Below are 14,380 nucleotides of genomic sequence, written 5' to 3'. Positions count from 1 at the left end.
TGGAATCGAGGTTGTCTCATTTGAAATACTTCCTTAATCCGCGGATAATCCCATTTGTTGCTTTTTCCTGAAAGGATTTCGTATTAACTTTTGCTTCCTCCTGTTGATTTGATAAGAATCCTAATTCGATTAATACCGCGGGCCTTTGATTTTCTCTGATGACCATATAGTTGCCAAACTTAACCTTCCGATCACTGGATCCTGTCGTTTTGAGAACCTCCTGGTGTATACTGGTTGCCAGGGGTTTTTGTCGATCGTGATAATAATAAGTTCCGATTCCGTTTACACTCGGGAACTGGGGTGAGCTGTTATAGTGTATGCTTATAAAAGCATGTGCCTGGTATGTCTGTGCGTGAGCCACTCGGTTTTCCAAAGGTAAAAATGTATCATTTGTTCTTGTCAGAACCGGACGGGCACCCAATGTTTCCAATTTATTTGCAAGCGTCCTGGCTGTAACAGTTGTAACAAACTTTTCGTAATCTCCTGAGGCACTGATTGTTCCTGTATCTGCTCCTCCGTGTCCGGCATCAACAATAATCACCTTGCCTTTTAACGGGTTCGTCTGCTCTTCATCCTGACGGTCTGAACTGGATTCAACAAGCCATTTTGCTACCCATCCACGATCCCCATTTGTGAATTGAATCTGATACCAATTCTTCTTTTTATCAGTAATAGGATAGGTTTGACCGGAACTGATTTTTTTAATAGTTGGACTGGTGATGGAAGGTTCGGTATGTACGACAATTTCCGTATCCTTTACTGAAATATGCAAAGTCTCCAGTGATTGAGATTGCTCAGGACTTTGACGAACATAATCCCCTGAAACCCAGCCTGCGAAATTCTGAAATTGCACCTTAAACCAATTCCCGGATTGTTCCAGAATTTGCACTGATGTATTTTGACTGGCTTGTCCGATAACGTCATATTCCAATCCTGGGCCACTTCTGACATTTAAATCATCTGCGGTAATTATTCCTTCCTCAGCGTATACATGAGACTCCCGGGAAGAAGGAGCAAGCTGCAAAACGGTACTGAGAACCACAATTATAACTAAGCTAAGTAGTATCATTCTTTTTTTCATCATTTTTCCCCTCACTATATGACGTATATTGTAAAACCACTTACTGATAGAAGTCTCACTAAGTATAAATCCTGTTTAAGGCTTGAATCACCTGGAAAAATTCCTAAATTTATTGTAAATAAATTCTCCTTATTGAACAAGCTAAGAACAAAACCAAAGAGTGGAGGTTCCTCACATGAGAACAAGCGGAAACCGTAATGCACTATCTTATTCAGATCAGGGAATTTTTCAAATCGATTTCCATCACTTTATGAACTCGGAAAAGGAACAGTCTTCAATGGAATTGGCGCAGGAATTTGGTTTATCCTTAAAAGATGTAAAAAACTTAAAAGAAAGGCTAACTCGTTCTTGACATTTAGTCTTCACAACATTATAGTTATAATCAATTCAAAAATTATAGTACGGAAATCCTGTGAAGGAAAGAGTAATTAAGGAAGAGGTGGCCAGAGAGGAAATGCCCCGGGCTGTGAGCATTTCTCCATACTCCCTTAATGAAAGACATTCTGGAGGTTCTGTATCGAACGGTGAGTCTTATTAGATGCAGACGTTACCCATGCGTTAATGGAAATTAAGGGGAAGCAATGATCCCAAGGATTATACTGCTTCAACTTAGGGTGGCAACGCGGGTGAAATCCCGTCCCTTTTCTTTGAAAGGGACGGGATTTTTTTATTTCTTCTAAAAGGATTCCAGCAGTTGATGTTTATACGACATTTTATGGTATGTATTTTACATATAACGAAGGAGGAGCAAGGATGATTAACGTACCAAGAGGGACAGAAGACATCTTACCAGAACAGTCCAAAAAATGGCAGTATGTCGAACAAAAGCTTCAGGAATTAGCGAGTTTGTATAACTACCATGAGATTCGAACCCCTATATTTGAACGCACAGAATTATTTCAAAGAGGGGTAGGTGACACGACAGACATTGTCCAAAAGGAAATGTACACTTTTACTGATCGGGGAGGAAGAAGCCTTACCTTGAGACCTGAGGGAACAGCGTCTGTAGTACGTTCTTACGTTGAAAATAAAATGCATGGCGCACCCCAGCAGCCAACTAAATTATTCTATTTTGGACCTATGTTTCGTTATGAACGTCCGCAAAAAGGGCGTACACGTCAGTTTGTACAGTTTGGAATCGAAGCTTTAGGAAGTGCTGACCCTGCGATTGATGCTGAAGTGCTGGCTTTCGCTCTGGACTGCTACAAATCCTTAGGGTTAAAATCATTAAAATTAGTGATCAATAGTCTTGGTGATATGGAGAGCCGGACCAACCATCGTAATGCTTTAATCGAGCACTTCACACCACATAAAGAGGAGCTATGTCAGGATTGCCAAAATCGTCTCGAAAAAAATCCTTTACGGGTTTTAGATTGTAAGGTGGACCGAAACCACCCGGCGATGGAAACAGCCCCTTCCATTATGGATTATTTGAATGAGTATTCCCATACCTATTTTGAACAGGTGAAAACCTATCTGGAGCAAATGGGAATTGATTATGTGGTAGACCCTAATCTGGTAAGAGGTCTGGACTACTATAATCATACTGCATTTGAAATCATGAGTGATGCTGAAGGATTTGGCGCGATTACTACATTATCCGGCGGCGGTCGTTATAACGGACTTGTTGAGGAACTGGGCGGTCCTGAAACCCCTGGTATAGGATTTGCTTTGAGTATCGAACGTTTATTGCTCGCTTTAGATGCTGAAAACATTAATCTTCCATTTGATGAAGCCATTGATTGCTATATTGCAGCGATGGGAGATCTGGCTAAGAAAGAAGCTGTGAAATTGCAGCTTTCCTTAAGACATCAGGGGATAAAAACGGATATGGACTATATGGATAAAAAGATGAAGGCACAATTCAAAGCTGCAGATCGGTTAAAAGCCCGTTATGTGATTGTTATGGGCGAAGACGAATTAAATGAAGGCAAAGTAGCCATTAAAAATATGGAAACAGGAGAGCAGAGTGATCAGCCATTAGATCAGGTTGCCTCCTACTTAAAAAAGGCTGTACAAGGAGGAACAGAGAATGAGTGAACGCTTTTATTGTGGAAATTTAACGAAAGCAAACATTGGTGAAGAGGTCCTGTTAAAAGGATGGGTACAGAAGCGTCGTGATCTTGGTGGATTAATTTTTATTGACCTGCGTGATGTTTCAGGATTGGTGCAGATTGTGTTTAATCCTTCCATCAGCCCAGACGCCTTGGCAAAAGCAGACTCAGTACGCAGCGAGTTTGTCATTGAAGTAACAGGGAAAGTGGTTGCGAGAGAAGAAGACACCATTAATGAGAATATGCCAACCGGTGCACTTGAAGTGGAAGCGAAGGAATTAACGATCCTGAATAAATCAAAAACACCACCGTTTACTTTAGAGGAAGAATCAGATACAACAGAGGAAGTTCGTCTGAAGTATCGTTATCTGGATCTTAGAAGGAAACCGATGCAGGAAACGTTTAAGCTCCGTCATCAGACCACACAGGCAATCCGGAATTTCCTGAACAATGAGGACTTCCTGGAGATGGAAACGCCTATGTTAACGAAAAGCACACCAGAAGGGGCAAGAGACTATTTAGTACCCAGCCGTGTACACCCGGGAGAATTTTATGCATTGCCACAGTCCCCTCAGTTGTTTAAACAGCTGATTATGATATCCGGCTTTGAAAAATATTATCAAATTGCCCGCTGCTTCCGTGATGAAGACCTGCGCGCAGACCGTCAGCCGGAATTTACTCAGGTCGATATTGAAACCTCCTTTATGTCTAAAGAGGATATTATGGACATGATGGAACGCATGATGAAGAAGGTAATGAAGGAAGTTAAAGGACTGGATATTTCAACACCATTTCCAAGAATGAAATATGATGAAGCTATGGAACGTTATGGTTCTGATAAACCTGATACCCGTTTTGGCCTAGAGCTCAATAGCGTATCTGAAGTCGTGCAGAACTCTGATTTCAAAGTATTCCGCACGGCTGTTGAATCCGGTGGAAAAGTCAGTGGAATCAATGTGAAAGGGCAGGCTTCTGCGTATTCAAGAAAAAATATTGACCAATTAACGGACTTTGTGAAAATTTACGGTGCTCAAGGTCTGGCCTGGTTAAAAGCGGAAGATAACGGGTTAACAGGACCTATCTCAAAATTCCTGTCTGAAGAGGAAGTAAACGGTATAAAGGAAACCATGGATGTCGAAAATGGCGATCTTCTTTTATTCGTTGCTGATAAAACAACGGTGGTTTATGAAAGTCTGGGCGCCCTTCGTCTGAAGCTGGGCCGTGAGCTCAACTTAATTGATAAAGCGAAATTTAATTTCCTGTGGGTAACCGACTGGCCATTACTTGAATATGATGAAGACTCTGAACGATATTTTGCGGCTCATCATCCATTTACAATGCCTGCCCCTGGCGCACTGGAAAAGTTTAATGACGCTCCTGAAGAAATGAAAGCAGAGGCCTATGATTTAGTTCTTAATGGGTATGAATTAGGAGGCGGTTCCCTTCGTATTCATGATTACGAGCTTCAGGAGAAGATGTTTGAAGCCCTTGGATTTACAAAAGATGAAGCCAATGAACAGTTTGGTTTTCTAATGGAAGCATTACAGTATGGAGCTCCGCCACATGGAGGAATTGCTCTTGGCTTTGATCGTTTTATCATGCTATTGGCTGGAAGAGATAATTTAAGAGATACTATTCTCTTTCCTAAAACGGCATCTGCATCCGATTTATTAACGGAAGCACCTTCTGAAGTGGATGAGAATCAGTTACAGGAGTTAAAGTTAAAGCTTTCTAATCGGGAAGTGAAATAAAATTGTTAAAAACTTGTAATCTTACCATAATATAATGCCTTGAAATAAACAGGGGTATTATGCTAAGATTCAATTGCAATAGAAATTAGATAGCAATCCTGATGTGTTCGTCACAACCAACCAGTTTTGACCGAACAACAACGTAAAAGGGAGCCTGGAGTTTCTGTGTGGCGTACATGCCTCCAACATGTGTGGAAGTACAAAGCATGGAACAGGGCACCCACCTGCCGAGAGCGGGTTCAAAACGTTACAGGGTGACGGCACGATTGGGATTGTAATACATAATACAGTGCTAACAAAAGCGTATGTTTTGTTATCTACAGACATCTTTTTTATAACTGACTGCACCAGGAAAAAAATTCCTCAGGGTATATACCCTGAGGAATTTTAACATGTGTGAAACTTAATGATTGCTCATGAGTGCGACCATCAATGCTTTTTGTGCATGGAGACGATTCTCTGCTTCTTCAAATACTACAGATTGCTCTCCATCAATCACCCTGGCCGTAACTTCTTCGCCCCGGTGCGCAGGCAGACAGTGCATAAAGATAGCCTCTGGCTTAGCCTTGGCCATCAGACTGTCATTGACCTGATAGACCTTGAAGATTTCAGCACGCTCCTTCTGTTCATTTTCCTGTCCCATACTTGCCCATACATCCGTATAGATAATATCTGTATCCTGTACAGCTTTTTGGATATCCTGAGTGACCATAACCGAGCTATTATTTTGTTTAGCTATTGCCTGAGCCTGATCTGTAATAGCAGAGTTTGGCTGGAACTCCTTTGGGCTTACAATGTGAACATTCATTCCCATTATTGCACTCCCAATCATAAGCGAGTGAGCCATATTATTTCCATCCCCGATGTAGGTTAACGTTAATCCACTCAGGCTTCCTTTTTGTTCCTGAATCGTCAGAAGATCTGCAAGCACCTGACAGGGATGATACAAATCCGTCAGTCCATTTATGACGGGAATGGCTGCATGCTCTGCCAACTGTTCAACAGCTGACTGGCTATAGGTACGGATCATAATCCCATCGAGATAAGAGGAAAGAACCTTTGCCGTGTCAGCTATTGTTTCTCCACGTCCCAGCTGAATATCCTGAGTGTTTAAAAACAGCCCTGATCCTCCTAATTGATAAATTCCTGCTTCAAAAGACACCCGTGTTCTGGTATAAGCTTTTTCGAATATCATTCCTAATGTTTTTCCTTCTAACATTTGAGGTCGTATATCCTGCTTTTGCAGTTGCTTTAATTCACTGGCTAATTTTAGTAAACTGTTTATCTCCTGTTTGGAGTAATCCTTTAATGTCAGGAAATCTTTATTCTTCATAGATTGAATCGTATTATCCAGGGCTATATCCAAAATTAAACACTCTCCTTCTCCGTTTGATTGTAATCTATCAGGTTATTATAGTTCTGTATCGAAAATGGCGGGTGAAGGGACTCGACTGATGCCATAAGAAAGGCTGTTAGGGTTTCCGGTGCTGTAAAACTCTTTATTCCTTTTTTTAAAGCATATTCCCGTAGCTCCCGCTGAAATGAGTCCTCCATTTGATTTGTAAAGAGAAGGGTAAAGGTTTTTTTCGAGAATCGATCTTTCGCTTCTTCTTTTGTCAGAATTTCAGCAACCTCAACTCCATAGTGTTTTAGTGTCTGTTCAGTTTCATGTGTTGCAGCAATATTGATGCCTGCCTTTCTTAAAAACGTACAGAGCTGACTGCTGTTGTTATCATCAGCCAGGCTGCCAGTCATGAGTATCCAGTCCTTTTCATCGGGAGCAGTTCCCTTGTTTTCTGACCAATGAAAGGCCTTGGCCATGGCCTGTGGGACGGTTTTTCCAATACCAATGGCTTCTCCGGTGGATTTCATTTCAGGCCCTGTAATTGGATCGACACCACTCAGTTTTTCCGTTGAAAAGATTGGCATTTTAACGGTGTAATAAGGTATATCATCGTGCAGCCCCAATGTGTAAGATTGTGATTGAAGAGGTTCTCCCAATTGAACCTTTGTTGCTAAATCAATAAGGGGAATCCCCGTAATTTTGCATACAATCGGAACAGTTCTTGAAGCTCGTGGATTTACCTCGAGTACAAAGATGTCCTTCGTGGCTTCATCCATGACAAACTGAATGTTCATCAACCCTTTGGCATTAAGCCTTGAGGAGATTTTTTGTGTATAGTTGAAAATGGTTTCCTTCTCCTTTTCCGTTAATGATGGAGCGGGAAAGATGGCCATACTGTCACCTGAATGAATACCTGCTTTTTCCACATGTTCAAAAATGCCGGGAATAATGATGTCAGAACCATCACAAACGGCATCCACTTCGAATTCCTTGCCTGTAATAAAACGATCCATGAGCAGCGGATAAATGGAATTTGCGGATAATTCATGTTCGAGCTCATGTACATATTCATCTAATTGATTTTCATTTTGGATAACTTTCATTCCTTTTCCACCAATAACATAAGAAGGGCGGACAAGCATGGGAAAACCAATCGTTTGCGCTGCATCATGTGCATTCTGAAAGGCATAAATGGTCTCGCCAGGTATATGTGGAATATTCAGTTCGGTAAGCATTTGATAAAACTGATCTCTGTCTTCCACCTTTTGAATGGAAGAAAGGGAGGTACCGGCAATATGGAAACCAGCGTTCTTCAAGTCCTCTGCCAGATTAATGGCTGTTTGACCACCGAATTGAACCATTACATGATCTGCTTGTTCTTTCTGCAGAATGTGAATGACATCTTCGGCGGTTAAAGGCTCAAAGTATAAATGATCAGCCGTATGAAAGTCAGTACTGACCGTTTCAGGATTGTTATTAATTACAATGGAATCGATTCCCTGATCTCTTAAAGACATAGCAGCCTGGACAGAGCAGTAATCGAATTCAATGCCCTGACCGATTCGAATTGGACCGGAACCAATCACAACGGTTTTTTGACTCCCATCTAATTCTTCAACCTCATCCATTTCATTCCAGGAACTGTAATAATAAGGAGTGTCCGCAGAAAATTCTGCAGCACACGTATCTACCATTTTATAGGCAGGGAGGTGAGAGATTTCAGCTGCTATTTCATGCTCGCTGACTTTGAATAGTTTGGCTAACGTTTTATTCGTGAAGCCAAGCTGTTTTGCTTTTAACCAATCCTTTTCCTCCATTTCTTCCCATACCCTATCGGAAAGATCATTTTCATGCTTGATGATGGCTGATATCTCATATAGAAAGTATGGATGAATGTCTGTTATCCCATGGATGGTTTCAATCGAAAAGCCCCGACGTAACGCTTCTCCAATGACAAATAAGCGTTCATCAGATGCCTCGGCTAACTGCAATTGCAGCTGTTCATTGGATAAGTGATGAACAGAGGGCAAATGCAATTGGTCTACATCAATTTCCAGCGAGCGTATGGCTTTTTGAATAGCTGCAGGAAGGTTCCGTGCAATTGCCATCACTTCACCGGTTGCCTGCATCTGTGTACCGAGCTTTCGGTCAGCATCCGTAAACTTATCAAAAGGCAACCGGGGAAGCTTCACGGCAATATAATCAATGGCTGGCTCGAAGCTTGCGTACGTATTTGCTGTAATCGGGTTCAGGACTTCATCCAGATGATAGCCCAGGGCCAGCTTGGCAGCAATTCTTGCAATTGGATAACCTGTAGCTTTTGAAGCAAGTGCACTTGATCTGCTCACTCGCGGATTTACCTCAATAATGACATATTCATCACGTTCAGGGTGAACTGCAAATTGGATATTACAGCCTCCCACTACACCAAGCTCCCTGATAACCTTACAGGAGGTTGTTCGAAGCATTTGGTACTGACGATCAGTCAATGTTTGGACAGGGGCCACTACCATACTGTCTCCTGTGTGGACTCCAACAGGATCAATATTTTCCATGCTGCAGACAATAATGCAGGTATCATTGGCATCACGCATAACCTCGAATTCAATTTCCTTCCAGCCTTTTACACTCTGTTCAATTAAGACCTGATGAATAGGACTTAATTGAAGACCGTTCATGACGATTGATTCTAATTCCTTTTGATTGGCTGCAACGCCACCGCCTGATCCACCCAGGGTATAGGCGGGTCGAATCATAATGGGATAGCCGGTCTGATCAGCAAACTCAATGGCTTCCTTCGTTGACGTTGCGGGAACACTGTGAGCAATAGGCTCATCTATATCTATCATCATAGATTTGAACCGCTCCCGGTCTTCTCCTTTTTGAATAGAGTTCAGAGGTGTTCCGAGTAACTCCACTTCATATTGGTCCAGAACCCCAGCCTCCGTTAAAGAAAGGGCCAGGTTTAAACCTGTCTGACCTCCAAGGGTAGGGAGGAGTCCGTCAGGTTTTTCCTGCTTAATAATTTTCGTTACAGATTCGCAGGTCAACGGCTCTAAATAAATATGATCGGCAAACTGTGGGTCTGTCATTATTGTTGCGGGATTATTATTCACCAACACAACCTCAATACCTTCTTCTTTCAGGGCTAAACAGGCCTGTGTACCTGCATAGTCAAATTCAGCTGCCTGACCAATAACAATAGGGCCGGAACCTATGACCAGAACTTTTTTAATAGATGGCAGTTTAGGCATGCTGCTTCTCTCCTTTAGTATGAGTCAAAGCTAAAAAATGTTTAAAAATATAAAAGGAATCCATGGGTCCCGGATGTGCTTCGGGGTGAAACTGTACAGACATAATCGGCTTATAGCGATGCATCATTCCTTCGACGGACTGATCATTAACATTGAGATGTGTCACCTTCCACTCATGCTTATGAAGCGATTTCTCATCTACTGTATAGCCATGATTTTGAGAGGTAATGAGAACTTTCCCTGTTGTTAAATCCTTGACTGGATGATTGCTGCCCCGATGACCGAATGGCAGACGCTTGGTTTGTGCTCCGTTTGCTAGAGCTATAATTTGCTGTCCCAGGCAAATCCCAAGAGTTGGGTAATGATTAATGATTGGTTTAAGGTTATCAAATAGATACATGAGGTCTTTTGGATTTCCTGGACCATTGGATAATACAACTGCATCAGGATTTATTTCCTTGATCTGCTCCCAGGTAACATGGAAGGGGACTACGTGAATTTCACAGTCTAATTTCCGGAATGTTTCTACGATGGAATGCTTGTAACCAAAATCAATCACAGCTATTTTTTGAGTACTGGATGAAGGATTTTCAGGTTTGACAATCAATGATTTTTTTATGGCTACCTTACGAACAATGTCCGATTCGATTTCTTTCATTGCCGGGAAATCGTTTGGGTCTGATGTGAACTTTCCATATACTTCTCCATGCTTTCGGATTATACGGGTTAAGGCACGGGTATCCATATCGTACAGCGTGGGAATATTATGTCTGTTCACCATTTCCTGTAAAGAGTGTTTCGTTTCTTCATGAATCGGATTTAAAAAGGGACATGCAATAATTAAGCCGGCCAATGAGGGCTTCCAGCTTTCATTATCCCAGTCATTACATCCATAGTTCCCGATTAAAGGGTAGGTCATGGTCACGATCTGCCCCGCATAGGATGGATCAGTCATGACCTCCTGATATCCGGTCATTGCTGTGTTAAATACCATTTCCCCCTCTGTCTGATCATCTTTATATAACCATTTCCCTTCAAAAACATGCCCCGTATTTAACGTTAGATAGCCCGTATGCTCATCCATAGACATCATCTCCTCTCCAAGCAAAATTCACAAGAATGGTATGAATATACATTTTGGTACATTTTTATACATTAAAACGATAAAAAATTAGAGTTCTCGGCACTCTGTTCATAACTCTGAATCCAGCTTTTATTACCATCGATAAAATGATACGCATGATGAAATTGCTCTTTGACTTGATCTCTGGATGTTGCTCCCTTAACATTTCTTGCATTTACAACGGATTCAGGTTTTAAAGCTTCATAAATATCTTCACCAATTGAACTTGAAAACTGCTGAAACTCATCTAATGTCAGCTGTAATAAGTATTTATTCTGCTCGATGCTGTAAAGTACAATTTGACCGACAATTGCATGGGCTTCACGGAAAGGAATATCCTGCTGTACTAAGTAATCTGCTAAATCTGTAGCATTGGAATAGTCCTTCTGTACCGCATCATACATTTCGTCCTTTTTCACTTGCATACTGGATATCATAGGGGCAAAGAGAGACAAAGCCCCTTTTAGAGTGTCCACCGTGTCAAACATCCCTTCTTTGTCCTCCTGCATATCCTTGTTATAAGCTAATGGCAGTGCTTTTAAAGTCGTTAGCATCCCCATTAAATGTCCGTACACCCTGCCTGTTTTCCCACGGACCAGTTCAGCCACATCCGGATTTTTCTTTTGGGGCATCATACTGCTTCCCGTAGAAAAGGCATCATCCAGTTCTATGAAATTAAACTCCGCACTTGACCATTGAACAAGCTCCTCGCATAACCTTGACAGATGCATGGAGATTAAAGAGGCATTCGACAAAAATTCAACAACAAAATCACGATCACTGACAGCGTCCAGACTATTTTCACATATTCCATCAAAATTCAGGCTGTCAGCTACCTGCTCACGATTAATCGGAAATGTAGTCCCGGCTAAGGCACCTGCACCTAATGGGGATTGATTTACGCGTTTATAGCTGTCTTTCAGCCGATCCGCATCGCGCTGAAGCATAAATACATAAGCCATTAGATGATGGGCAAAACGAACGGGCTGGGCACGCTGTAAATGGGTATAGCCTGGAAGAATGGTGTCAATGTTTTTTTCTGCCTGCCCAATCAGTGATTCCTGGACTTGAACGAGTAAATCAGTAAGCACAACAATGGATTCTCTTAAATACAGTCTCATATCCAATGCGACCTGGTCATTACGGCTTCTGCCCGTATGCAGTTTTCCTCCCACAGGGCCAACTTCTTCAATAAGCAGCTTTTCAATGTTCATATGAATATCTTCGTGATCCTCCGATAATTCAGCATCTCCGTTTTGTATCTTTTCTGCAACAGCAGTTAATCCCTTAGAAATGGTAGCTGCTTCTTCCTTTGATATAATCTGACAGCTCGCAAGCATGCCGACATGGGCAAGACTTCCTTTTATGTCCTGCTGTGCAAGCTTTTGATCAAACTGAATAGAGGAGGTATATTCATCTACAAGTTCATTGGTAGGTTTGGTAAATCTCCCGCCCCATAGTTTCATGGTTTAATCGCTTCTTTCTTTTCCATTTTTATATTGCTATTTTGAAATTCTGTATTTTGATATTCATTGGTTACAGATGAGTGGACTTTTGTTGGAAGCCCCCATAGCTGTATGAACCCTAAAGCTGCATTATGATCGAATTCATCGTCCGGCTTATAAGTTGCTAATCCGAAATCATAGAGTGAGTAATCAGACGAGCGTCCTGTTACCTGTGCCTGCCCCTTGTAGAGTTTTACTGTCACATTTCCTGAAACATAGATCTGAGTCTGGTCAATAAAGGCATGTAGAGCATTGGTTAATGGAGAATACCACAATCCGTCATAAATCGTCTGGGTAAGCTTCTGTTCAATTGTCGGTTTAAACTGGGCAACCTCTCTTGGTAATGTTAAGGCTTCTAATTCCTGATGAGCTGCAATAAGAGTCAGGGCTGCAGGGCACTCATAGACCTCGCGTGATTTTATCCCAACTAAACGACTTTCAATGTGGTCAATACGTCCGACCCCATGCTTACCGGCAATTTTATTCAGTTTTAAAATCAGATCATCTAAAGGTAACTTTTCATTATTGATTGCAACAGGCTCTCCTTTATCAAACTCAATGTCCACATATTGAGGTTCATCTGGTGCATCAACAGGATCAACTGTTAATTCATAAGCATCCTGAGGGGGTTCAACCGCAGGGTCTTCGAGAATCCCGCATTCATTACTGCGGCCCCACAGATTCTGGTCCACACTATAGGGACTTTCCAAGTCAACAGGGATAGGGATTCCGTTTTCTTTTGCATAGGCAATTTCTTCATCTCTAGACATGGCCCATTCACGTACAGGGGCTACTACATCCAGTTCAGGAGCCAGTGCTGTAAAGGATACGTCAAATCTTACCTGGTCATTTCCTTTTCCTGTACATCCATGGGCAACAGCTACTGCGCCTTCCTGTTTGGCAATATCAACAAGAATCTTTGCAATAAGCGGACGGGATAGTGCAGAGACAAGAGGATATTTCCCTTCATATAAAAGATTTGCTTTTAAAGCCTTCGCTACATATTCTTTTGCAAAGGCTGACTTGGCATCAACCACATAGGATTTAACCGCGCCAACATCAAGGGCTTTATTTTTAACAAATTCCAGATCTTTTCCTTCACCTACATCCAGAGCAACGGCAATCACATCATAATTGTATTTATCCTGAAGCCATTTGATTGCAACTGAAGTATCCAATCCACCGGAATAAGCTAAAACGATTCTTTTTTTCTCCATGAACAATCTCTCCCTTTATGACGAAATAGTGAAAAAATTAAAATGTTTATGAATTATTATGCATTATTAAGTATAAAAATTCAATGGTAAAAATGTCATTTTCCATAAAAAAAGATACTGTCTATGATAAAGACAGCATCTTTTATTTATCACGCATTAACTGGCCGTAATACCCCCACTTCAAGTCTTGAGGGTATCCCAACCCAGGATTAAGCGGGGGATAAACGGCCAGTAAATTCCTGATAAGTTCAACGAACCATCAGTGGGGGATGGAGAAAACCCCCACTGATGGAAGTTTCACTTTATCGGGCCACCTGCTCCAGGTTTCCGTTTTTATCCATTCGGAAGGCTTGAGATGGTTCGGCATCGTCGTCGAATACCACCATTTTTCTCGCCTTATCCATAATGGACATTAATACTTGATAGTCTTCCTGCATGGATTCGTATTCTTTTTCCACTTTTTTCAGTCGTTTTTCAAGCTCCTCGTTTTCTGCTCTTAATGTTTCATTTTCCTGCTGTAGTTGATCAATATTCGCATGCTTTTGATAGTTATGTTCAAAATTAGATTTAAATTCTTGTAAGCTTACTATAATATCATCAATAGACGGAACCGATTGCTGATTTGCAATAGACTGAGTTTGTTGCTTCTGCTCCATTGGTTCTGGTTGGGCCGTTGTTTCTGACTGCTGCGGCTGTAAATCCTGCTGTGCTGGAACAGTTCCAGCAGCCGGCTGGTACGCTGGTACGGATGGAGACTGAGTTTGCTGCTGCAGTTTTTGCTGCTGCGCAATTGCACGTTTTCTTTCCTTTCTCTGACGCTTGGCAATTTCAATCGCTTTCTCATACCGTCTTCTTACCTCAGCATTCCAGCGAAAACCACATGCTGCTGCAGTTCTATTTAATTGATCTCCTACTTCCTCAAAGGCATTTAGCTGGGTACTGCCTTCGCGTATATGCCGCAGAACGGTTTCTGCGAGCAGGAGGTCATCTTCATGGGACCATGCATCTTGTCTGACTTTCGCCATTGTATTTCACTCCTCTTTTATTCTT

10 protein-coding genes, 1 other RNA gene and 1 other annotated feature are annotated in these 14,380 nt (G+C 41.8%); of the genes, 4 read left to right on the top strand and 7 right to left on the bottom strand.

The features are described 5' to 3' along the window. Positions 1-16 precede the first annotated feature (16 nt). Entirely contained in the window at positions 17-1,081 is a 1,065-nt protein-coding gene (locus ABD006_RS02690) for an N-acetylmuramoyl-L-alanine amidase family protein (protein WP_343837237.1), read from the bottom strand. Between the two features lie 175 nt (positions 1,082-1,256). On the opposite strand from ABD006_RS02690, the gene ABD006_RS02685 reads away from it, so the two are divergent. The 4 genes from ABD006_RS02685 (at position 1,257) to ssrS (ending at position 5,163) form a co-directional block, all read left to right on the top strand. Then, a complete protein-coding gene (locus tag ABD006_RS02685; RefSeq protein WP_162038827.1) occupies positions 1,257-1,433 on the top strand; it encodes an RNA polymerase subunit sigma-70 in 177 nt (58 codons plus the stop codon). 51 nt (positions 1,434-1,484) lie between these two features. Then, positions 1,485-1,726 (top strand) — a binding site (T-box leader). 108 nt (positions 1,727-1,834) lie between these two features. Then, positions 1,835-3,121, top strand: a complete 1,287-nt coding sequence (gene hisS / locus ABD006_RS02680; RefSeq protein WP_343837234.1) for a histidine--tRNA ligase — start codon at positions 1,835-1,837, stop codon at positions 3,119-3,121. Continuing rightward, positions 3,114-4,886 (top strand): aspartate--tRNA ligase, encoded by a 1,773-nt coding sequence (aspS, locus tag ABD006_RS02675; RefSeq protein ID WP_343837231.1) that lies wholly within the window; start codon positions 3,114-3,116, stop codon positions 4,884-4,886. Before hisS ends, aspS begins: the two co-directional genes overlap by 8 nt. A 92-nt stretch (positions 4,887-4,978) precedes the next feature. After that, positions 4,979-5,163: non-coding RNA, 6S RNA (gene ssrS / locus ABD006_RS02670), on the top strand. Positions 5,164-5,289: 126 nt separating this feature from the next. On the opposite strand, the gene argF is transcribed toward ssrS, so the two are convergent. The 6 genes from argF to ABD006_RS02640 form a co-directional block, all read right to left on the bottom strand. Then, entirely contained in the window at positions 5,290-6,219 is a 930-nt protein-coding gene (gene argF, locus ABD006_RS02665; RefSeq protein WP_343837759.1) for an ornithine carbamoyltransferase, read from the bottom strand. A gap of 35 nt (positions 6,220-6,254) precedes the next feature. Then, positions 6,255-9,485, bottom strand: coding sequence for a carbamoyl-phosphate synthase (glutamine-hydrolyzing) large subunit (gene carB / locus ABD006_RS02660; protein WP_343837229.1), 3,231 nt, complete (start codon positions 9,483-9,485; stop codon positions 6,255-6,257). After that, positions 9,478-10,569 (bottom strand): carbamoyl phosphate synthase small subunit, encoded by a 1,092-nt coding sequence (locus tag ABD006_RS02655; protein ID WP_343837227.1) that lies wholly within the window; start codon positions 10,567-10,569, stop codon positions 9,478-9,480. The genes carB and ABD006_RS02655 overlap by 8 nt, the downstream gene beginning before the upstream one ends. A gap of 71 nt (positions 10,570-10,640) precedes the next feature. Next, positions 10,641-12,074 (bottom strand): argininosuccinate lyase, encoded by a 1,434-nt coding sequence (argH, locus tag ABD006_RS02650; protein ID WP_343837225.1) that lies wholly within the window; start codon positions 12,072-12,074, stop codon positions 10,641-10,643. After that, positions 12,071-13,330 (bottom strand): argininosuccinate synthase, encoded by a 1,260-nt coding sequence (locus ABD006_RS02645; protein ID WP_343837223.1) that lies wholly within the window; start codon positions 13,328-13,330, stop codon positions 12,071-12,073. The genes argH and ABD006_RS02645 overlap by 4 nt, the downstream gene beginning before the upstream one ends. A gap of 302 nt (positions 13,331-13,632) precedes the next feature. After that, positions 13,633-14,355: an RsfA family transcriptional regulator gene (locus tag ABD006_RS02640; RefSeq protein ID WP_343837221.1), complete on the bottom strand. Its 723-nt coding sequence runs from the start codon at positions 14,353-14,355 to the stop codon at positions 13,633-13,635. Positions 14,356-14,380 lie beyond the last annotated feature (25 nt).

Source organism: Salinibacillus aidingensis, from assembly GCF_039522525.1.
GTDB classification, from domain to species: domain Bacteria; phylum Bacillota; class Bacilli; order Bacillales; family Alkalibacillaceae; genus Salinibacillus; species Salinibacillus aidingensis.
Note: the sequence above shows the minus strand (reverse complement) of the source record. Positions and strands in the feature narration are given on the sequence as shown.

Coding starts and splice junctions, on each gene's coding strand:
- ABD006_RS02690 (WP_343837237.1), bottom strand. CDS start 1,081: ATGAAAAAAAGAATGATACTACTTAGCTTAGTTATAATTGTGGTTCTC.
- ABD006_RS02685 (WP_162038827.1), top strand. CDS start 1,257: ATGAGAACAAGCGGAAACCGTAATGCACTATCTTATTCAGATCAGGGA.
- hisS (WP_343837234.1), top strand. CDS start 1,835: ATGATTAACGTACCAAGAGGGACAGAAGACATCTTACCAGAACAGTCC.
- aspS (WP_343837231.1), top strand. CDS start 3,114: ATGAGTGAACGCTTTTATTGTGGAAATTTAACGAAAGCAAACATTGGT.
- argF (WP_343837759.1), bottom strand. CDS start 6,219: ATGAAGAATAAAGATTTCCTGACATTAAAGGATTACTCCAAACAGGAG.
- carB (WP_343837229.1), bottom strand. CDS start 9,485: ATGCCTAAACTGCCATCTATTAAAAAAGTTCTGGTCATAGGTTCCGGC.
- ABD006_RS02655 (WP_343837227.1), bottom strand. CDS start 10,569: ATGGATGAGCATACGGGCTATCTAACGTTAAATACGGGGCATGTTTTT.
- argH (WP_343837225.1), bottom strand. CDS start 12,074: ATGAAACTATGGGGCGGGAGATTTACCAAACCTACCAATGAACTTGTA.
- ABD006_RS02645 (WP_343837223.1), bottom strand. CDS start 13,330: ATGGAGAAAAAAAGAATCGTTTTAGCTTATTCCGGTGGATTGGATACT.
- ABD006_RS02640 (WP_343837221.1), bottom strand. CDS start 14,355: ATGGCGAAAGTCAGACAAGATGCATGGTCCCATGAAGATGACCTCCTG.